This is a genomic window from Streptomyces anulatus (assembly GCF_014650675.1).
GTDB classification, from domain to species: Bacteria; Actinomycetota; Actinomycetes; order Streptomycetales; family Streptomycetaceae; genus Streptomyces; species Streptomyces anulatus.
Genome location: NZ_BMVK01000032.1, coordinates 1 through 18,486, shown reverse-complemented (window position 1 = coordinate 18,486; position 18,486 = coordinate 1). Strand labels below are relative to the sequence as shown.

Annotated in this window: 17 protein-coding genes and 3 pseudogenes; 17 read left to right on the top strand and 3 right to left on the bottom strand. The window is 69.4% G+C overall.

The window, feature by feature from the left end; all coding sequences use genetic code 11:
* Positions 1-1,155, bottom strand: a pseudogene (locus IE272_RS38075) (dihydrofolate reductase family protein); the annotation flags it as partial.
* A 29-nt stretch (positions 1,156-1,184) separates the two neighbouring features.
* A complete protein-coding gene (locus IE272_RS38070; protein ID WP_063804549.1) occupies positions 1,185-2,612 on the bottom strand; it encodes a helix-turn-helix domain-containing protein in 1,428 nt (475 codons plus the stop codon).
* Between the two features lie 297 nt (positions 2,613-2,909).
* Between IE272_RS38070 and IE272_RS38065 the strand changes: the two genes are divergently transcribed.
* The 14 genes and pseudogenes from IE272_RS38065 to IE272_RS38005 all read left to right on the top strand — a co-directional run bounded on the left by IE272_RS38065 (position 2,910) and on the right by IE272_RS38005 (position 14,874).
* Positions 2,910-3,458 carry an ATP-binding protein gene (locus IE272_RS38065; RefSeq protein WP_229898116.1) on the top strand — a complete coding sequence of 183 codons (549 nt, stop codon included), beginning with the start codon at positions 2,910-2,912 and terminating at the stop codon, positions 3,456-3,458.
* Between the two features lie 315 nt (positions 3,459-3,773).
* A pseudogene (locus IE272_RS39035) lies at positions 3,774-3,953 on the top strand (DUF5999 family protein); the annotation flags it as partial.
* A 188-nt stretch (positions 3,954-4,141) separates the two neighbouring features.
* Positions 4,142-4,405 carry a hypothetical protein gene (locus IE272_RS38060; RefSeq protein WP_030717153.1) on the top strand — a complete coding sequence of 88 codons (264 nt, stop codon included), beginning with the start codon at positions 4,142-4,144 and terminating at the stop codon, positions 4,403-4,405.
* Positions 4,402-5,418: an MvdC/MvdD family ATP grasp protein gene (locus IE272_RS38055; protein ID WP_190010292.1), complete on the top strand. Its 1,017-nt coding sequence runs from the start codon at positions 4,402-4,404 to the stop codon at positions 5,416-5,418. Before IE272_RS38060 ends, IE272_RS38055 begins: the two co-directional genes overlap by 4 nt.
* Before the next feature lie 50 nt (positions 5,419-5,468).
* Positions 5,469-6,386: an endonuclease/exonuclease/phosphatase family protein gene (locus IE272_RS38050; protein WP_050361741.1), complete on the top strand. Its 918-nt coding sequence runs from the start codon at positions 5,469-5,471 to the stop codon at positions 6,384-6,386.
* Positions 6,387-6,727: 341 nt separating this feature from the next.
* Entirely contained in the window at positions 6,728-7,171 is a 444-nt protein-coding gene (locus IE272_RS38045; protein ID WP_050361740.1) for a DUF6082 family protein, read from the top strand.
* Positions 7,171-7,443: a hypothetical protein gene (locus tag IE272_RS38040; protein ID WP_050361739.1), complete on the top strand. Its 273-nt coding sequence runs from the start codon at positions 7,171-7,173 to the stop codon at positions 7,441-7,443. Before IE272_RS38045 ends, IE272_RS38040 begins: the two co-directional genes overlap by 1 nt.
* A gap of 215 nt (positions 7,444-7,658) precedes the next feature.
* The gene (locus IE272_RS38035; RefSeq protein ID WP_190010290.1) at positions 7,659-8,750 is read left to right on the top strand and encodes an NAD-dependent epimerase/dehydratase family protein; all 1,092 of its coding nucleotides are present in this window, start codon (positions 7,659-7,661) and stop codon (positions 8,748-8,750) included.
* Between the two features lie 115 nt (positions 8,751-8,865).
* Positions 8,866-9,573: an LbetaH domain-containing protein gene (locus IE272_RS38030; protein ID WP_190010288.1), complete on the top strand. Its 708-nt coding sequence runs from the start codon at positions 8,866-8,868 to the stop codon at positions 9,571-9,573.
* Positions 9,570-10,088, top strand: a pseudogene (locus tag IE272_RS38025) (RpiB/LacA/LacB family sugar-phosphate isomerase); the annotation flags it as partial. The gene IE272_RS38030 and the pseudogene IE272_RS38025, both read left to right, overlap by 4 nt.
* A gap of 27 nt (positions 10,089-10,115) precedes the next feature.
* Positions 10,116-11,348: a DegT/DnrJ/EryC1/StrS family aminotransferase gene (locus IE272_RS38020; protein ID WP_190010296.1), complete on the top strand. Its 1,233-nt coding sequence runs from the start codon at positions 10,116-10,118 to the stop codon at positions 11,346-11,348.
* Entirely contained in the window at positions 11,348-13,153 is a 1,806-nt protein-coding gene (locus tag IE272_RS38015; protein WP_190010286.1) for a B12-binding domain-containing radical SAM protein, read from the top strand. Before IE272_RS38020 ends, IE272_RS38015 begins: the two co-directional genes overlap by 1 nt.
* Positions 13,150-13,956 (top strand): nucleoside phosphorylase, encoded by an 807-nt coding sequence (locus tag IE272_RS38010; RefSeq protein WP_190010285.1) that lies wholly within the window; start codon positions 13,150-13,152, stop codon positions 13,954-13,956. The genes IE272_RS38015 and IE272_RS38010 overlap by 4 nt, the downstream gene beginning before the upstream one ends.
* Positions 13,957-13,995: 39 nt before the next feature.
* Complete coding sequence (locus IE272_RS38005; RefSeq protein WP_050361732.1) at positions 13,996-14,874, top strand: glycosyltransferase family 2 protein; 879 nt, start codon at positions 13,996-13,998, stop codon at positions 14,872-14,874.
* Positions 14,875-15,013: 139 nt separating this feature from the next.
* On the opposite strand, the gene IE272_RS38000 is transcribed toward IE272_RS38005, so the two are convergent.
* A complete protein-coding gene (locus IE272_RS38000; protein WP_073821813.1) occupies positions 15,014-15,604 on the bottom strand; it encodes a helix-turn-helix domain-containing protein in 591 nt (196 codons plus the stop codon).
* 120 nt (positions 15,605-15,724) lie between these two features.
* Between IE272_RS38000 and IE272_RS37995 the strand changes: the two genes are divergently transcribed.
* From IE272_RS37995 to IE272_RS37985, 3 genes are read left to right on the top strand one after another with little or no spacing between them, the layout of a single operon-like run.
* A complete protein-coding gene (locus IE272_RS37995) occupies positions 15,725-16,561 on the top strand; it encodes an EamA family transporter (protein WP_030717181.1) in 837 nt (278 codons plus the stop codon).
* Positions 16,562-16,589: 28 nt separating this feature from the next.
* Positions 16,590-17,237, top strand: a complete 648-nt coding sequence (locus IE272_RS37990; protein WP_190010283.1) for an FMN-binding negative transcriptional regulator — start codon at positions 16,590-16,592, stop codon at positions 17,235-17,237.
* A 45-nt stretch (positions 17,238-17,282) separates the two neighbouring features.
* A complete protein-coding gene (locus IE272_RS37985) occupies positions 17,283-17,990 on the top strand; it encodes a B3/B4 domain-containing protein (RefSeq protein ID WP_190010281.1) in 708 nt (235 codons plus the stop codon).
* The last annotated feature ends 496 nt before the right edge of the window (positions 17,991-18,486 follow it).

Here is an 18,486-nt window from a genome sequence, read left to right as displayed (position 1 = left end):
CGTTCGCGTACTCAGGCAGTGCAATGACCGTTACGTCGGCCTCTTCGAGGAACTCAGTACCTTCTGCGCCTGCGACGAAGATGTCGGGCTCGCTCCAGGCGGTGACGACACGGCGGAGGCCGGAGTCCCGGATGAGCTGGGCACAGGGGAGAGGGCGGGATGCCCGCTGGGAGCAGGGCTCCAAGGAGCTGTAGATCGTGGCGGTGGCGAGTCGGGCATCGTCGGCGGGGAGTTTGGCGAGGGCGCCTTCCTCGGCGTGATCGTGGGGGTTGCTCTCGCGGGAGTATGCGCGGGCGAGTTCGGTTCCGTCGGCCGCGACGATGACCGCTCCCACGCTGAAGGCGGTCGTCGAGGGCGGGCAGAGTGCGGCCAGCTCGCAGGCCAGAGCGAGCCAGTCCCGGTCCGCGGTGTTAGGCGTGCGGCCGGTGCCGGGGGCGTCGGCCGCATGAGTTGGGCTCATCTGGGCTCCATCGTGGTGTCCTTGGGTGCGTACCTCAGAAGTACCACGTCACCGATCTGACGAGTCTCCAGGAGCCTGAGCCGGGCGGCGGGGCCGCCGGGGTAGCCCACCGGACCGAGCATGCGTACGGCGTCGGGCTGGCCGACGAGGAGCGGGGCGATGACGAGCTGGAGCTCGTCGGCGAGCGCTGCTTCGAGAAGTTGCGTGTGGATGGTGCCGCCGCCTTCGACCATGAGCCGCTTGACGGCGTACACGTCGCCGAGGGCGTCGAGTGCGGTCGGCCATGTGTCCTCGGCAGGGATGCTCCGAACGGCTGCCAGGTCCCCAAGGTTCGCACGTGCCTTGGCTGCCGCCGCGTCGCCGACGGCCAGGACGAGCTTGTCCCCGCCGTGGTGCCAGAACTTCCAGTCGGGATCGAGGTCTCCCGTACCGGTGATGGTGACCTTCAGGGGGTACTCCGGTTGGCCGGCTGCGATTCGGGAGGCCCGGCGGTCTTCCGAGTTGACGAGGAGACGGGGGTTGTCGGCGCGGAGTGTTCCGGCGCCGACGAGGATGGCGTCGACGCTGGCTCGCACGGAGTCGACGCGGTCGAAGTCCTCTTTGTTGGACAGCATGAGCCGGGTCTCGCCCGGGCGGGTGTCGAGATGGCCGTCGATCGAGACGGCTGCGGACAGCAGGACGTAGGGGCGGGGCACGTTATCTCCAGACGGTGCGAGCAGGTCTGTCAGGCGGGGTGCAGGACGATACGGTCGAGGGAGGCTCGGAACTCGGCCACGCCATCCTCGCCGGATGCGGGGGCCAGCGCCTGGTCGAGATGGTCGAGCTGATGGAAGATCCGCGCGGACCCGGTCTCGGCGGCGATGCCGACGGCCTGCGCACCGATTCGGGCGGCCAGGGACATGTTCCCCGTACCCGCGTGGGCACGAGCGGCACGAGCGAGGTAGACCCCCCGGTCCCGGCGGTATGCGGGTGGCAGCATCGCTATCGCGTTGTCGAAGTCGGCCGCGGCCTGCTCGTAGGCGCCGAGCGCAGCAAGGGAACGCGCCCGGGCGGTGTTGACGTACGCGGTGTCGAGCCAGGAACCCCAGACGCCGTCGGAGTCCGCGCGACCGAGGAGGGCAAGCGCGGTTTCGTAGGCCCTATGGGCTTCACGGCCTTCTCCAAGCACGGCATGCGCGTGGGCCTCGTGCAGAACGGCGATGACCTCCAGACGGCTTCCGGGCCGGGCGGTGCGTCGGGCAGCGGTGGCGAGTCCGAAGGCGTCTGCGGGATGTCCGGTGTCGAGTGCGAGCTGGGCCTTGCGGGCGAGGATGTACGCCGTGAGATCGGAGTCGCCGGTGATGTGAGAGGCGTCGAGTGCTTTCGCGGTATGACCGTGGGCACTGCGTTCGTCGCCGATGTCTTGGGCGAACCAGCCTGCCAGCTCTTCGTACCGCGTCTCCAATGCGAGGAGCTGCATGGCGTCGACGCCACGGGCGGCTCGGCGTCTCGCGGAAAGAGAGGCCAGATGTTGCTGGAGCGCAGGCAGCACGTGTCGAGGGCCGATGAGGTTGTCAGTCTGGATTATCACTCGGCGGAGCTGCGCGAAATGCTCGAAAGGAGAGCTCATGGTGGCGAGTTCGGTATCGGCCATCGCCGTCGTGGCCGGGACGGTAGTCGCAGCCAGGCCGGCGAGCCCGGAGGCGAGAACGACACGGCGGGGCACGGGCACGAAGAGGATCCTTCCCTGAATTCGGGCGGGGACGACGACTGTGTCCGCGTCGTCTCCGAGCGAGACTGCCTGCCCGAACCCTCTCGCTGCCAGTGGTCCCATGCTGTTGGCCCCATGGCTCCGCACGTTGGCCCCATGGGTTGCGGTCTCGGCTCTGGACGCGATGACGGAGCCGTCCTGGGGGGCCTGAAGTGCCGCCTCGTCCCAACCTCGAACCAGTGCATCAGCGGCATCGAGCGCCTGGTCAAGGACGACGGCGGCATGCCGCGGCACGGGACGCTCGGCGCGCTCGAAGCGCCCGAGATGTGAGCGGTCGATCAACGCCTTGCGAGCGAGAGCTCGCTGCGACAACCGCCGGGCCTCCCGGAACTGGCGCAGCTCGTACCCCCAGCGGTGCCATGGGCCAGCGCCCGGAGTCAGCTCGTTCGGCTGCTGCCCCACGCTTCCTCCTCCACCGCGGACTTCCGTTCGCGCCACTGATGATGCCGATGGCGCCGGCCAGCTCTCGATGGGGCCCGTGGAGCCTGCGTGCGGGGCTCCATCCGGGGACTCCCAACTGAGGCCCCCAGACGCTTTCATCGCTGCTATGAGTTGGTCACACGGTAGCCGAACGACGCGTGTGGCAGCCCTGATTCACGTCATGAGCGCGAGAGCCAGCCAATGAAGGACCCCGCGCCTTTCTCTCAACTCGGGAGGCACACCGTGTCCCAGGCACCACACCGGTGTAACACGCTCGAATTGGCCGACACGCCCAACGCCGTGGGCTTGGCGCGGCTGCACACCGTCGATCTCCTCTCCCGGTGGGGCGTGCCCCCCGAAACCGTGGAAACGATACGGCTTCTGGTTTCGGAGCTGGTCACCAACGCTGTGCGGCACCCCGGGGAGCAGGGGCAGTCGACGCAGGTCTCGGCCCTCGCGTCACGGAACACGTCGCAGAGATTCGAGCTGACGCTGGAGAAGCTCTGGGACGCCGTGCGGCTGTCAGTCCGGGACCGTGACGCAAGGCCGCCCGTTCTCAAGCAGGTCGGAGTCGAGGCGGAGGGCGGGCGTGGGATCTTCATCGTCGCGATGATGAGCAGGAACTGGGGCTACCACCCGGCCGTGGATAAACCCGGCAAGGTGGTCTGGGCCGAGGTCGGCCTCGTTCCCGTTGGCCGAGTCAGTGAGGACGAGAGAGATGTACGCCTTCCCGACCGGCCTCCGTCGGCCGAGCACGGAGTTCCGAGGGCCGCGCCGGCGGACCCGAACTTGATCGGCCGCGTGCTCGTCGGTGTCAGGGAATTCTGAGCCGTGGCCGCGACAGACGGAGTCGGGCAGGTTCACGTAGGGACGAGGGAGCCGTCCTCTGGAAGCGTCACTTGTTAGCCGGAGTGCGGATGGCGAGTCCCGACGAGCAGGCAGTGATAGCCGCGACACCTCGCCACCGGCCGAACCGAGCTGCTTGCCTCCAGGACTCCGCTGTGGCGATGGAGACGGCTGTCACCTCGTCACCGAAGTGAGATTCCCACATACCCCCTCTCCGGTGTCGGGTGGTGTTCCCCCGCGACGTCCGGCATCGGAGAGGGCCCAACTACCCATCGTTCGGAGAGGACGGCGCGTTCGATGTGCCCTCATACCCCGGCGTGTCCCACGGCTGACGCGGCCGACCGCCAGGCCGCCCGCGTCTCCACCGCCTGCCACGAGCAGGGGTGGTGCCGCCTCTGCAACGGCGTGGTGCAGTTCGAGGACACCGGTGTGCTGCTGCCGGACGGACGACTGATCCTCCCTGCCGTGACGCTCTCGCCGGTCGGCCCTCGTGACCAACCCGCATCGCCTGGCCAGCAGCCCCGTACTCCGCCTCCGGGCCCGCGCAATTCTGCGGTGGCTTTTCATCACTCAACACGTTCACGCCCTCAACCTACGAGCCCGTCGGCGAGCTGGATCGACTTCTCCGCCCCACTACCCGCTGACCATCCCACGAAGGACTTGCCGTGATTCCCGTACCTGATGTTCTCGACGCCGCTCACGTACTGCCGCTGCCGTTGGCCTTGAAGGTGAGCGGGGCGCCCCGGCCGCTGGTCCTGTCCCGTCCGCTGCCGGGCGAGCGCTTCGACGCCGGCCTTCAGGTCCGCGTTGACCGCGACGGAAGCCCGGTGATCCAGAGCGACCAGTGCCGAGCATCCAACACTGGGGTCAGTTTCACGCATCTGCGGCCCGGGGACTGGGTCGTCAGCGATGTGGACGGTGCGGCGTGAGCCCGGTCCGGACCGACGGCGACACCGTCCTGGTCATCACCGACCGGGATTCCGATACCGGGGACGCGGTCACGTTGGCCCTCCAAGACCTCGGTGTCCGCATCGTCCGCTTCGACCTCGCCGATCTGGGCCGCACGGTCAGCGTGAGCGCGCGGTGCGACGGCGGCCGGTGGCAGGGATCGCTCACCGTCAGGTCCCGGGTCACCAAACTGTGCGACGTACGGTCCGTGTTCTGGTGCCACCCGACGCCCCCACGGGTCTGGGTCGACGGTATGACCCAGGCGCAGACGCAGTGGGCCTCCCAGGAGGCGCTTGCCGGACTGGCCGGAGTGCTCGGCACCTTGGAATGCCTGCACGTCAACCACCCGTCGGACATCCGCCGGGCACAGATCAAGGCCGGTGTGGTCGCTGCCGCTGAACGGGCCGGGCTGACCGTACCGGCCACCTGGATCGGGAGCCTCCCGTCCGGCGCTCGCCGGTTCAACCTCGGCGCCCCGGACGGCATCGTCACCAAGACGCTCACCATCCCGCAGATCACGGAGGACGACCATCACGTCCGCCCGCTCTACACCACGCTGGTGGTGGACAGTGACCTGGACGCCGTCGCGACCGGAATCACCCACCTCCAGCACCGCGTCCTCACCGACTACGCCGTGCGCGCCCACACCATCGGCACCCGGACCATCGCGGTCCGGATCGACGCGCACACCATGGCAGGCCGGACGGACTGGCGAGCCGCCCCCGAGTCCCTGACCTACACGCCGATCCCCCTCCCCACCGCGGTCGAGGACGCGCTGAACGCCCTGGTGCAGGGCTACGGACTCTCCTACGCGGCCAGCGACCTCCTCGTGGACAGCCACGGCAAGTGGTACTTCGTCGACTGCAACCCGGCCGGCCAGTACCGGTGGCTGGAGAACGAGCTGCCAGACCTCGGCATCACCCAGGCGCTGGCACAGCTGTTGGCCGGAGGGGCCGAACGTCCCAGGCGGAACGGCCTCACCGCAGCGGCGTAACAGCTCACCTTCAACCGGCCCCATTCCGCACACCGCCTGAAAGGCATTCGATGGCACAGCTGAGGTTCGTCTGCTGGAACCTGGAGAGAAACGGAGCAGGTGATCCGGAAGTTCGGCGGGCCGCCGCCGAGACACTGCGTCGCCTCCAGCCGGACATCGTTCTCCGACAGGAGATGTTCCGTGCCGACGAGCGCGGACACACGATCTTCAACGAGCAGTGCCGCGAGCTGGACATGCAGGGCGTCCTCGGCCCCGGGGCGTGCACCGCCATCCTCTTCAACCCCCGGCGTCTCAACCTCGTACGTGACTGGTCGGGCGACCGAGGCCCGCACTTCGTGCTTCCGCCCACCGCCATCACCCTGAAGTTCCCGGAGGCCGGACCCGACGCGTCGCCCTTTAACGTGGTCAGCTTTCACTTCGCCTACGCCAGCGCCGAGCAGCGCCAGCTGGAGGCCGAGTGGACGACGACTTGGGCCGACAAGGGGTGGCAGGCTCCTGACGACAGCCGCCACGTGCTGCCGGCCATCTACGGCGGCGACGCCAACAGTTACCCGGAGCCGGGCGCACCGGGCGACCTGCCCCTGCCCGACCTCTCCGCCATCCAGGACCGGCCTCACCGTCTCCACCGCTCGCGCCGAGGCCCCGATGGTGTCCGCGTTCCTGACACCGAACCGGACCACACGCTCCGTACCGCGGGCCTCGAAGACGTCGCCCGCCACTTGGCCACGGCCGAGGGCGGAGACCCGGCCGCGCTGGCCCGCACCGTCAACTCCAGTGCGAGTCATGGTCCCGACAGCCGGATCGACCGCGTCTATGTCACCGCCGGCCTCCTCCCCGCCGTGACCGGCGTCGAGGTGCACGAGGTTTCTCTGGGCGTGTCCGACCACCACATCCCTGTCGTGACCATGGACAGCACCGTTTTCGCCGATGTGCTCACCGGCTACCCGCGCACCTCGGCCCGCACTTGACCTTCTGAACTCCGCAGTACGCGCTTGCCGATGCAGGCCGTACCGCGGTCCGAGCCGGGGTTCCCAGGGAGCTGAGTCCGCATGCTCCACGGTCACGCAGGACCGCGAACTGAGGAAACGGCGTCTCCTCCGCGCCCCGGTCGATACGGGCTTGAACAGCCCGGCTCGACCGGCCCGACCGCTCGTCTCCGCCCCAGCTGAGGGTCTGAGGCGGAGACGAGCGGGCCCCGGCAGCGAAACCCGCCGCCCCTCCTCGATCGAGGCTTGGCGGCACCACCCACCATCGCCCCTGTACTCCGCTCTGCCCGAGCGACCAACCGAGATCGAACGAAGGAGTGCACATGAAGGTCAGTACCGCCGTGCTCGCGGCAGGCGCATCCATCGCCGCCGTGGGCGTCGTCCAGCTCGTCCAGAGGAGCCAGCAGCACAAGCAGCGCAACGACCTGGCGCTCTCGCTCATCCAGATCGAGTGGCTGTCGCGAGCCTCCAGCGATGAGAAGGAGGCCGCGTACTGGGCACCCGAAGGTGTGGAGCCGGAGAAGTACCAGCCGATGTTGTCCGGCAACCGGATGTTCTGCCAGCTCAGTCTCCGTTTCCGGCTCGGCCTGGTCACCGACCGGCAACTGTGCCTGTACGCGGACAAGTTGATGGAGAGCGCTGCTGCCCGCGCCTACTGGGCGCGGTACGGCGAGCACCGCGAGGCCGAGGCCCTGGGCAAGAAGACCGACGAACAGTTCACCCGGGCCATGAACGAGGCGTTCACCCGGGCCACGATGGTGGCGTAGTGGCCGACATCGTCATCGGCTTAATCGTCGTCGCGGCCTTCGGCTTCCTCGTGCTCTTCGGCGCGAAGGGGGGGGCGGGGCCAGTGACGACGCCGAGCCTGGGCTTCCTCCTACGCCACGCTGTCCGCCATCCCGTCCGAACGACTCGCCGCAACAACCACAAGACGGTCGACGCCACGGGCTGCGGCCTGGGACTTCTGATCGTGGTTCTCGGCTTCAGCGGCCTGGTCGCGACGTGGGTGGCCAGCATGATCCTTCCCCTCCTCATTTGACCCGGTCGTATCTGCCCCGCCCCCCGCCCGGCAGATGCGACCTTCCGAAGGGGCCCCTCCGGCTCCGCAGATGATCCCTGCGGAGCACGAAAACCGGAGGGGCGTGGCACGGCTGCGGATTCAGGCCGCGCGGAGCCCCGGTCGGCCGTCGACCTGAAGTCGGCGGCCGACCGGCCCGACCATCGCGCTCCATCCCGCATCGTTCAGGAGGCATCGTGCAGAACCGCTCCGCCCTGTCCGAGCTCAACGGCGCCACGGTTCTGGTGACCGGTGGCGCGGGGCTCATCGGCTCCCGGATCACGGCTCGGCTCAAGCAGCTCGGAGCCCGCCCGATCGCCCTGTGCAACATGAATGCCTACCCCGAGCACGTGTACTCCGACGTGTTCGGCGTCGACACCACCCACCCGGACACGATGATCGGGGATGTACGGGAGACCGCCCTGGTGCGGAAGCTGGTTGCCGAGTCGGACTACGTCATCCACGCCGCCGCCCTCGCGGACGTCGCCGCCTGCACCCGGGAGCCGGCGAACGCGATCGACGTCAACATCGCCGGTACCCAGGCCGTCCTGGACGCCGTCGCCGCGAGCCACCGCGTGCGCCGCATGGCCTTCGTCTCCTCGGCCAGCGTCTACGGAGACGGAGAACCGGAGGAGACGGAGAGCCGTGACCTGCTGGCCATGCGGCAGCTCCTGGAGAGCGTCCATGGCCGTATCCCGCGCCAATTCCACGAGTTCGACTCCATGCGCCCGGTATCGGTGTACGGCGCCACGAAGGCGTGGGGCGAGCAGCAGACCGCGATCGTGCTGGGCCAGGTCGGCATCTCGTACAGCATCGTGCGGTACTTCTCCGTGTACGGGGAGCCGCAGACGATCAAGCCGAACAGCCACTCCTGGGTGGTCGCCTGGTTCGCCGCCCGCGCCTCGCTCGGCCTGCCACTCCACCTGAACGGCGGCGGGGGACAGGTCAGGGACCTGACCCACGTCGAGGACATCGCCGAGGGCACGCTGCGTGCGTTGGTCAGCCCCGGGGCCCACAACGAGACGATCAACATCGGCACCGGCATCGCCACCAGCATCCGGGACGTCGCGGAGCTGGTCCGGGCCCACTACCCGGACACCGAACTCCTGGAGACGCCCCTGCCGGCCGGTGACCCGCTCGGCGGCTATGCCTCGGTCCGCCGAATGGAGAACGTCCTGGGCTGGACGCCGAAGGTGCCGCTCGCGGACGGGGTGGAGCGCTACGTGCGGTGGCTGCAGACCACGCCACAGGCCGCCCCGGACTGGCTGTCCCGGACAACACCCATCTAGAGGAGTTGAGTTCGGCCCCGGCTATGCCGCTTGGGATCGAGCGTCGTCCCGCCTCACGAGGGCGGAACCCTCCAAGACCTCCCACCACGACCAACTCACGGAGAGTCGGACCACCATGAAGCCCCTTCTGCTCGGCAAATTCGTCACCGCGCCTGCCTACGGACAGCTCGCCGCCACCCCGTACGGGCGCCTGCACACCTACGACCTGGCCGACTTCCTCGCCCGGTGGCCGGAGCTGCACGAAGAGGCCCTCGCCCTGCTCGGCGACAAGCGCATCCACCCGACGGCGTACGTACACCCGCAGGCCATCGTCGGGGACGACGTCATCATCGGCCCGGACGTGAAGGTGCACGAGTTCTCCACCGTACGCAAGGGCAGCGTGCTGTGCGCCGGGGCCTCGGTCGGCTTCAACTGCGAGGTCACCTCCGCGTTCGTCGGCGAGGGCGCGGTCCTGGGCCATCGCATCGGCATCAACCGCACCATCGTCGGCAACCGAGCGCACCTGTCGGCCGGGGTAACGGTGGCCGCCATTGCGGTGAGCGCCGACATGTCGGCGCCGGACCGCGAGATCCGCCTGCGCACCGAAGGCGGTGCATACCGATGCCGGACCACGCAGTTCGGCGCGGTCATCGGCGACAAGGTGCAAACCGGGAACAACATCAGCCTCGGCCCCGGCATCCTCGTCGGCCGCAGCAGCCAGATCGACAGCGGCGTCACCCTCGCCATCCGCGCCGTCCCCGAGAACACCGTCGTCACGGCTCCGCACACCGCGCAGACGCGCATCCGCAGCCGCAACGCGGGCGTCGAAGAAATGCTCCCGTGACCCCGCTCCACCGCCTTCCCGGTGCCGGGCCCGACGCTCTGCCGACCCTGCGCTTGGCCATCGGGGCCGATCGTGCCGGCCAGGAGTACAAGGACGCGCTCGCCGAGCACCTGCGGAAGCAGCCCCTCGTCGCGTCCGTACTCGACGTCGGCGTACACCTTCGCTCCGAAGGCGCCTACCCGCAGATCGCCGAGGAGGCCGCCCGGCGCGTCGCCGAGGCCACCCTCGACCGGGCCCTGCTCATCTGCCACACCGGCCTCGGAATGGCCGTCGCGGCGAACAAAGTGTCCGGCGTCCGCGCCGTCACCGCCCACGACTCCCTGTCCGTGCGGGCCTCCGTGCTCTCCAACAACGCCCAGGTCCTCGCCTTCGGCGCCGGGATCATCGGCCTGGCCCTGGCCAAACAGCTCGCCGAGGAATGGCTGACTTGGCGCTTCGACCCGACCGCGTCCGCCGCCCGCAAGGTCCAGATGATCCACGACCTGGAGCGCACCGGCCGGGTCATCCCTCGCCCGCCTTCTGACCGTACGAGGAGAGTGCCGATGCCAACCAATCGCAGCACCGTTCCCCGCACCACCGCAGCGCTTTCGATCCCCTTCGAGCCGGCCCAGGGCGGCTGGTACACGGGAGCCGAGCACGACGCCATCCGCATGGTCGTCTCCGGTTCGGAGAGCTGGCGTACGGGCTGGCGCGGCGCCGAGTACGTGACCAGCTTCGAGGACGCCTTCGCCCAGTACACCGGGGCGAGTCACGCTCTGGCGTTCAACTCGGGCGGCACCGCGATGGAGATGGTGCTCCGAGCCCTGGAGCTGAAGCCGGGTGACGAGGTGATCTCCTGCGCGCTCAACTTCGTCGGCCCGCACATCGCCGTCATCGGCCAGGGCGGGCGACTCGTACTGGCCGAGCCGGACCCGATCACCCTCAACCTCGACCTCGCCGACACCGAGCAGCGGATCGGCCCGCAGACGAGGGTGATCCTGGTCACCCACTGGAACGGCGCGAGCGCCGACATCGGCCGCCTCGTCGAGCTGGCCGTCCGCCACCCGCACCCGGTGCACGGGCCGCCGGTCGTGATCGTGGACGCCGCCCGCGCCTGCGGCGGCCGGACCCCGTCCGGAGCCCGCGTCGGGTCCGAGGGCTGGGCGACGGTGTTCTCGTTCGAGTCGAAGAAGCTGATGACCACCTTCGGCCAGGGCGGCATGGTCACCACCGACGACCACGTCCTGGCCGAGCGGCTGCGCGGGCTGCGGACGTACGGCGGACGCGCGGGCTGGGGCACCAACCAGCTGCTGACCAAGGCCCAGGCCGCGGTCGGGCTGATCCAGCTCGCGCGCCTGGAAGAGATGAACGCCGCCCGCGTCACCCGCGCGCACGACCGTACGGCGGCCCTCGCCGACATTCCCGAGTTGACCCTGCCTCCGACGCTCGACGAGGGCCTGCACCTCTACTACCGGCACAACCTCCTGGTGCCCGAAGCGTGGGCGGGCCGGGGCCGCGACGAGCTGATGGACGTGCTCGCCGACCGGTACGGGGTCGGCAGCATCGTCTCCGACCCCGTCACCTACCTCGGCCACGACCTCATCCGCGCCCACACCGCCGGCCAGCACTGTCCGCGCGCCGAGCGCCTCGCCGCCCGCCTGCTGTGCCCCTGCCTCCACCCGCAGATGACCGAGGACGAGGAGGCCCAGGTCCTCGACGCCGTCCGCCGGGCCACCGCCGACGTCGCCCAGCTCCAGTCCGCCACCGCCACCGCCACCGCCAAGGAGAACGGCTGATGTCCCAGCTTCGAGTCGAAATCGACGGCATCCGCGACCGGGAGATCCACCTGGTGGACCCGTACGAACCCAAGGACCCCGGCGGACTGCTGCGGATGGTCTTCATGATCCCGTACGGCCACGCCTTCAGCCTGATGGGCAACGGCCCCATGGGCCTGCACGACCTCATCAACCGTACGAAGGACGTCCCCGCCGTCGCCGAGCGCGCCCTGCACTACGAGTGCCTGGTCCGTGAGGGGAACCGCGTGACCACGCCGGACGAGGAGGTCTACCGCAGCATCGAGTCGCCCTTACCCGTCGGCACGGCGGACGTGATCGGCGTCTCCGTCGTCAACTCCGGCAGCCTGCACTCCGTCTTCCAGCAGCTCGACCTCGCCGGAGTACCCCGCCGCAGCGCAGACCGGATCCCCGGCGAGCACCCACTCGTCGTCGGCGGCAACTCCGGCCTCGCCGACCCCGAGCCCATGGCCGACTACCTCGACGTCATCGCCCTCGGCGAAGCCGAAGAATCCCTGCTCGAACTGCTGCGCGTCGTCCACGCCCACCGCGAGGAGCCCGGAAGCGGCGTCAGCCTGTACGAGAAGCTGGCCCGCATCCCCGGCCTTTACGTACCGTCGCTGTACACCTGCGAGTACCTGCCCGGCGGCGGCGTCGCCGCGGTGACCCCGAAGAAGCTCACCGTTCCCGCGAAGGCCAGCCCTGCCTACCTCCCCGTACGGGAGCTGCACCCCGCCCACTTCGTTTACCCCAAGAGCGATGGCACCGCCGCCGGCATCCACCCCACCCTCGGCTGCCGGCACTCCTGTGACTTCTGCAACCTCGGCGTCCCGCCGTTCCGCCACGCACCCATCGGCATGCTCAAGGACTACATCGACCGGCTCGAAGCGCAGAAGATCCGGCGGATCATCATCAGCTCGCCCACGTTCACCCAGTACCGGCACCGCCGCGAACTCCTGGACCACATCAGCGCTTACGCCCGCCGGGTGGCAGCCGAAGGGGAGACGGTCACCACCATCATCGGCTCCATCCGGGCGGACGAACTCACCGCGGACTACCTGGAGTCGGTCACCGAACTCGAAGAGTTCGGGCACCTGTTCACCGAGCTGAACCTGGACCAGGCCCGGGGCATCATCACCATCGCCCCCGAGTGGGCGTCCCCGGACCTCGTCGCGATGTACGGCAAGACCCAGCGCCGCGAACGCGTCGACAACGCCATCGAACTGTGCCGCAAGAGCAAGGACGTCAACACCGTCATGCTCTATTTCATCGTCGGCGCACCGGGCGAGCGCGACGCGGACCGCCTCGCCATCGCCGACTACGCCCAGGACGTCCTGGACCGGCTCGGGCACCCCGACGGCACGGTGATCGTCAAGCTCCATCAGTTCATGCCCAAGCCCGGCACCGCCAGCCAGCGCCTGCGGATGAGCGACCCCGACCTCGTCCACACCTACACCGCCCAGATCGAGGACCGCCTGCGCGACCTCGTCGGCGATGAGAAGTTCGAACAGCACTTCCGGGTCCTCGACCTCGGCGCCAGCCACATGCACCTCGAAGTCATCTGCTCGCGAGGCGACCGCCGGATCGGGCTGGTCCTGGAAGACCTCTACGACGCGAACATCGACCTGCAGACGGTGACCAAGGACCAGCTCGTCGAGGCCCTCGCCCGGCGCGGCCTGTCGTACGACCGCCACCTGCGGCACATGGACGAGCCCGTCCTGCCCTGGCACACCCTCAACCACGTCAACACCACCGCCGAGCAGCAACTGGCCACCGCCCTCTACGAGCGCGAGAGCACCCTCGGGTGAACGGCTTCCCCCTCCACCCCGGCAAGCACGCCCTGCCCGCCGTATCCGACCCGGCCGAGCACGCCGCGTACGTCCGCACCACCGACCCGGAAGCGGACCTCGCCCCGTTCTACGGGGTGGTCCTCCTCTACCAGGGGCGGCTGCTGGAGCACGCTCTGCGTACGTACCGCACCCACCCTCGCCCGGGGTGGGTGCGCGGCGGCCTGCACCTGGTCGAGGGCCAGGGCCGCAGATTTGCTCTGTGCGGCGGCTTCGGCCTCGGCGCCCCGGCTGCCGGCCTCGTCGTCGAGCAGCTGGCCGCGCTCGGCACCCAGCGGATCATCACCGTCGGCACCGCCGCTTCCCTCCAGCGCGACCTCCGCCCCGGCTCCCTCGTTGTGGCTAGGAGCGCGCTGCGCGATGAAGGGCTCTCCCACCACTACCTGCCACCTGGCCGGACGGCCTCACCATCGTCCGCCCTCACCCAGTACCTGGCCGAAGCGCTGGCCCCGTACGACCTACCGGTCACGCGGGGCCCGATCTGGACCACGGACGCCCCGTACCGCGAGACGACGGCAGAAGTCACCCGGTATGGAGCCGAAGGCATCCTCGCCGCCGACATGGAAGCCGCCGCGGTCTTCGCCGTGGGCCACTGCCGTACGGTCGCCGTCGCCACCGTCCTCGCCATCGCGGACTCCCTCGTCGACCGCCGCCCACGCCGGCACTCGCCGGACACCGAACACGCACTCCACACGGCGCTTGCCGCAGCGGCGCAAGCGCTCCACACCTCGACGGCGTCACCGCCGCCCCTCGGCGAACACTAGGGTTGAACTCCTCGTGAACAGAAGCAGAAGGGCACCCTTGTGAGCACCGGCGCCTCGCGTCCCACGGTCGGCGCGGTCGTCCTGACCATGAACGACCGGCCCGAAGAGTTCCCCCGGGCCATGGCCTCGCTCCTCGCGCAGGAAGGCATCGACCTCGACGTCGTCGTGGTCGGCAACGGCTGCGAACCTGAACAGATCCCCGCAGGCGTCCGCACGGTCACGTTGCCCGAGAACGTCGGCATCCCCGAAGGCCGCAACGTAGGGGCCGACAACGTCAAGGGCGATTACCTCTTCTTCTTCGACAACGACGCCCACCTGCCCGACACCGCCACCCTCGCCCGGCTCATCGCCGAACTCCACCGCGACCCCCAGCTCGCGTACGTACAGCCGCGCATCAGCGATCCGGTGACCGGTGAGACCCTCCGCCGCTGGGTACCCCGCCTCCGGGCCTCGGACCCCACCCGGCCCGGCATCGTCACCGTCATGGCCGAGGGCGTCGTCATGGTCCGCCGCGACGCCTACGACCGCGCCGGCGGCTGGCCCGGTGACTTCTTCCTCTTCCACGAAGGCGTCGAACTGGCCTGGCGGCTGTGGAACTTGGGCTGCACCGGCCGGTACGTCCCCGACATCGTCGTCCACCACCCCGCCACCAACCCGGCCCGGCACGAGACCTTCTACCGGCTCAATGCCCGCAACCGCGTCTGGGTCGCCCGCCGCAACCTGCCCCGCCTCCTCGTCCCCTTCAACCTCGCCACCTGGAGCCTGATCACCCTGTGGCGCATCCGCGACCGACAAGCCCTCCGCGTCACGCTCGCCGGCTTCCGCGAAGGGCTCGCCGGTGGACAGGGCCCGAGGCAGCCCATGTCCTGGCGAACCGTGCTCCGGCTCACGACGGCCGGACGACCGCCTGTCTTCTGACGCTCTCGTGTCCCGTCTCGCTGAACCTTGACCGATCTCCCTGAAGTTTGAGTGCTGCCGGTCACGCAACGCCGGTGGACCTTGATGCTCAGGAGGTGGCGCTTGCTCCTGCCGCGGTCCGTGGAGGAGGAATTGTGGCTCAGGCGGACGGTCCTTGAGCGGGTCCGGGCGGGATGTGGACGGTCATGATCAGATGGCAGGTTTCGGTGCCCGCACCGCGGTAGGTGTGGGGGACGTCGCCGTCGAACGTAGCGGTCCGTCCGGTCTCGACGGGGTGCTCGACGCCGTCGGCGATGAGGATCATCTGTCCGGCGGTGACGCTGAGGGTTTCCACGACGCCGGCTTGGTGAGGGTGGCTGGGGTATTCCTCGCCGGGCTCCAGTTTCCAGCGCCAGACCTCGACCGGGGCTGGTCCCGAGGTGGTCAGCATAAGCCGGGCTTCGCTGCCCTTTTCCCCCGCCCACAGGGGCATGACCGTGTCGGCGGACACGACCCGGACTCGGCTCTGGGCCGGTGCCTCCATGAGTGCGGACACCGAGACGCCGAGGGTGTCGGCGAGTCGGACCAGGGTGGCGAAGTTCGGGTTGCCCTGCGCTTTCTCCAGGGCGACGAGGGCCCCCTTGCTGACCTTGGCCCGGCGGCCGAGTTCGTCCAGGGAGAGTCCGGCGCGGTTGCGGGCCGCGCGAGCGTTGTGCGCAAGGGTCCGCAGCGCTTCTTCGGTCTCGGCCACGGGCTGGTCTCCTCCGGCAGCAGGTCGGCACGCTGGACCGTGCGGTCGTTTGGTTGACGATCCCCGGTCGGTGCGTTGTACGGTGTAGTCGTTCCATTGATAGTAAGGGATGTACTACCTGTGTTCGCTCTGCTGCTGGCCCTGGGCAGTTCTCTGGCCTATGGATGCGCCGATTTTCTCGGCGGTCTGGGTGCCCGCAAAGCCCATGTCCTGCGCACGGTGATGATCGCGGCCCCGGCTTCGCTGACCGTCGAGCTGCTGCTGTGGCCCGTGCTCGGTGCCTCCTTCGCCCCGGCCACCATCGCCTGGGGCGCCGCGTCCGGCGTGGCGTCGGCCGCCGCGTTCGCCCTGCTCTACAAGACCCTCGCAATCGGCCCGATGAACGTGCTGTCCCCGATCACCGCACTGGTGTCGGCGATGCTGCCGGTCGGCGTCGGTCTGGTGCAGGGCGAGCATCTGGGGCCGGCCGGGCTGCTCGGCCTGCCGCTGGCGCTCGCGGCCGTGGTGCTGGTCAGTGCCGGGCACGGCGCGAAGGCGGCCCGTCCCTCGCGGACCGCGCTGCTGCTGGCTTTCGGTGCCGGGGCCGCGATCGCCCTGCAGCTGGTTTTCCTGCACCAGGCGCCGTCCGACAGTGGGGTGGGACCGCTGATCGTCGGCCGTACGGTGTCCTCCGCCGTCACCCTGGCCGCCGCTGGGTTGATGTTCCGGCGGCTGGGCGCTGAGAAGCCCGCGTACGGGATTTCGGCGGCGGCCGGTGTGCTGGACTCGGTGGCCAACCTGCTGTTCCTGCTCGCCGCCCGCAGCGGTGACCTGGCCGTCGTCGCGGTGATCACCGCCCTGTACCCGGCCGGGACCGTCCTGCTCGCCCGCAGCGTCCTTTCCGAACGCATCTACCGCGGCCAGCTCATCGGCCTGGGCACCGCCGCCGTCGCCGTCAGCCTCCTCGCCCTCACCTGAACCACCACCCCCACGGAAGGAGCCCGGCATGTTCATCCAGCCCTGGGACGCCGCCCTCGACGACGCCGAATGGCAGACCTGGATCGCCGACGGACACGACTTCGGCATCCTCAGCGTCAACGGCCCGCCCGGACACGCCCCGGTCGTCGTGCCCACCCACTTCACCGTCGACGACACGGCCCTGCTCGTGCATCTGGCTCGTCCCAACCCCGTGTGGAAGGCGATCGAGACCGACCCGAACGTCACCTTCACCGTCACCGGCGACTACGCCTTCATCCCCGGACCCTGGCGCGCCAAGCCCGGCACCGAGCCCACTGACGGCGTCCCCACCAGCTACTACGCCGCCGCCCAGTTCACCTGCCAGGCCACCATCGTCGACGACCCGGCGGCCAAAGCCGAGCTGCTGCGCCGCCAGATGGCCCACTTCCAGCCCGAGGGCGACCACGCCCCCATCGATCCCAACCAGCCGCCCTACGGGCGAATGCTGCCCGGCATCCGCGGCCTGCGCCTCGATGTCACCGAGGTCCGGGCGAAGTTCAAGTACGACGACCACAAGCCCGTCGAGCAGCGCACCGACACCGCCCGCCGGCTCACCGAACGGGGCACCGCCCTGGACGCACCCACCGCCGCCCAGCAGCTCCGCCGCCTCGACCGCGTCGGTACCTGGAAGTCCTGACCCCACCCCCTCCTTGCCCGCCCTCCCGGAACGGAGCCGTACACCATGACCACTTTCCGCATCAGCCCCGCCGTCGCCGAAGCCTTCCCCGACACCCTGATCGCCGTCGTCACCGCCACCGGTCTGCGCGGCCGCGAGCCCTGGCCCCACACCACCACCGCCCTGGAAGACCTGGAGCAGGATCTCGCCGACGGCACCTGGGCCCCCGCCGACGAGAGCGACCCGCGCATCGAGGCGTGGCACACCGCCTACCGCTCCTTCGGCACCAACCCCCGCCGCATCCGCCCCAGCGTCGACGCCCTGGGCCGCCGCATGACGACGAAGGGCAACCTGCCCCGGATCAACCCGGCCGTCGACTCCTACAACGCCATCTCCGTCCGTCACGGCCTGCCCGCCGGAGCCTTCGACCTCGACCACGTCACCGGCGACGTCGAGATCCGCTACGCAGAAGGCACCGAGACCTTCACCCCGCTCGGCGAACCCGACACCGTCGAGAACCCCAAGCCCGGCGAGATCATCTACACCGACACCACCGACGTCCTCACCCGGCACTGGAACCACCGCGACGCCCACCGCACCCGCGTCACCGAAGACTCCGCCCACGTCGCCTTCGTCCTCGAAACCCTCAACGCCACCCGCGACGGCCAACTCCTTGAAGCCGCCGCAGAAGAACTGCACGGCCTGCTCGTCCCGCACGCCGGAGCCACCACGGTCCACTACCTCACCCCGAAGCAGCCACAAGCCACCATCTGAGACCGCGCACATGATCCGGTCCGAACGCGGCGGTGAGGCAAGCGAAACGGTGGCCTGAACCACGCCCCAGATCCGTCACCACTCCCGCCCCGCCACCTCGGCAGCATTCGCACTCAACCTTCGGTGAGACGAACCTGCCGGTCACCAAGGTTCAGTGAGAAACTCAACCCTCGATGCGACAGAACATGTCCTTTGCCATCGAACTTTGAGCGTGTGTCACTGAAGTTTGATCGGCGCCGTCCGGGCACCAGGTCTCGGGTCGTTTCGGTAGGCAGCTCGGCTTACACGGGCCTGTCTCCCGAGGTGGAGTCGATGGCTGCCTGCACCGCTTCCAGTAGCGCGGCTAGCCCATGGGCCTCGGCCTCCTCCCATTCTTCGGCCGTGTACCTCCAGATGTGGCGCCCACCCCGGAGGTCTGGCTGACCATGCCCGATCTCCACTGAGTTCCTCGAAGAGGCCGACGTAACGGTCATTGCACTGCCTGAGTACGCGAACG

What these genes read in the sequence shown, in the direction of transcription:
- IE272_RS38050 (WP_050361741.1), top strand. Translation starts at nt 5,469, where the DNA reads ATGGCACAGCTGAGGTTCGTCTGCTGGAACCTGGAGAGAAACGGAGCA.
- IE272_RS38045 (WP_050361740.1), top strand. Translation starts at nt 6,728, where the DNA reads ATGAAGGTCAGTACCGCCGTGCTCGCGGCAGGCGCATCCATCGCCGCC.
- IE272_RS38030 (WP_190010288.1), top strand. Translation starts at nt 8,866, where the DNA reads ATGAAGCCCCTTCTGCTCGGCAAATTCGTCACCGCGCCTGCCTACGGA.
- IE272_RS38020 (WP_190010296.1), top strand. Translation starts at nt 10,116, where the DNA reads ATGCCAACCAATCGCAGCACCGTTCCCCGCACCACCGCAGCGCTTTCG.
- IE272_RS38015 (WP_190010286.1), top strand. Translation starts at nt 11,348, where the DNA reads ATGTCCCAGCTTCGAGTCGAAATCGACGGCATCCGCGACCGGGAGATC.
- IE272_RS37990 (WP_190010283.1), top strand. Translation starts at nt 16,590, where the DNA reads ATGTTCATCCAGCCCTGGGACGCCGCCCTCGACGACGCCGAATGGCAG.
- IE272_RS37985 (WP_190010281.1), top strand. Translation starts at nt 17,283, where the DNA reads ATGACCACTTTCCGCATCAGCCCCGCCGTCGCCGAAGCCTTCCCCGAC.